At 65.3% G+C, this 932-nt stretch carries 2 protein-coding genes and 1 pseudogene; all 3 read left to right on the plus strand.

What is annotated here, in order from left to right; genetic code table 11:
* A pseudogene (locus ACY45C_RS00400) lies at positions 1–160 on the plus strand (30S ribosomal protein S12); the annotation flags it as partial.
* A complete protein-coding gene (rpsG, locus tag ACY45C_RS00405; protein ID WP_009740531.1) occupies positions 160–630 on the plus strand; it encodes a 30S ribosomal protein S7 in 471 nt (156 codons plus the stop codon). The pseudogene ACY45C_RS00400 and the gene rpsG, both read left to right, overlap by 1 nt.
* A gap of 57 nt (positions 631–687) precedes the next feature.
* Positions 688–932: GTP-binding protein (locus ACY45C_RS00410; RefSeq protein WP_462185686.1), on the plus strand; the 245-nt coding region annotated here is incomplete at its 3' end.

Consider the following 932-nt stretch of genomic DNA (forward strand, 5'->3'; position numbering starts at 1 on the left):
CAACCTGCAGGAGCACTCGATCGTCCTGGTTCGCGGTGGCCGAGTGAAGGATCTTCCGGGTGTCCGGTACAAGATCGTCCGAGGCGCTCTCGACACGCAGGGCGTCCGTAACCGTAAGCAGGCTCGTAGCCGCTACGGCGCGAAGAAGGAGAAGGGCTGATGCCGCGCAAGGGGCCTGCGCCCAAGCACGCCGTGGTGGTCGACCCGGTGTACGGGTCGCCGCTGGTGACCGCGCTGGTGAACAAGGTGCTGTTGAGCGGTAAGAAGTCGGTCGCGGAGCGCATCGTGTACGGCGCACTCGAGGGTGCGAAGAACAAGACCGGCAACGACCCGGTCGTCACGCTCAAGCGCGCGCTGGACAACGTCAAGCCGACGCTGGAGGTGCGTAGCCGCCGGGTGGGTGGTGCCACCTACCAGGTTCCGGTCGAGGTTCGCGCCGGCCGGAGCACCACCCTCGCGCTGCGCTGGATCGTCGGCTACTCCCGGGCTCGTCGCGAGAAGACGATGACCGAGCGGCTGATGAACGAGCTCATCGACGCGAGCAACGGCCTCGGCGCCAGCGTGAAGCGCCGGGAGGACACCCACAAGATGGCGGAGTCCAACAAGGCCTTCGCCCACTACCGCTGGTGATCCGAGATGCCATCTGACGTACATTCTTTGCTGGCCAGGACCCGCAATATCGGGATCATGGCCCACATCGACGCGGGCAAGACCACCACCACCGAGCGCATCCTCTTCTATACCGGTGTGAACTACAAGATCGGCGAGGTCCACGAGGGCGGCGCCACGATGGACTGGATGGAGCAGGAGCAGGAGCGGGGGATCACCATCACCTCCGCGGCCACCACCTGTATCTGGCGCGACCACACCATCAACATCATCGACACCCCCGGCCATGTCGACTTCACCGTCGAGGTGGAGCGCTCGCTGCG

Source organism: Frankia sp. CcWB2 (assembly GCF_977927585.1).

What these genes read in the sequence shown, in the direction of transcription:
- rpsG (WP_009740531.1), top strand. Translation starts at nt 160, where the DNA reads ATGCCGCGCAAGGGGCCTGCGCCCAAGCACGCCGTGGTGGTCGACCCG.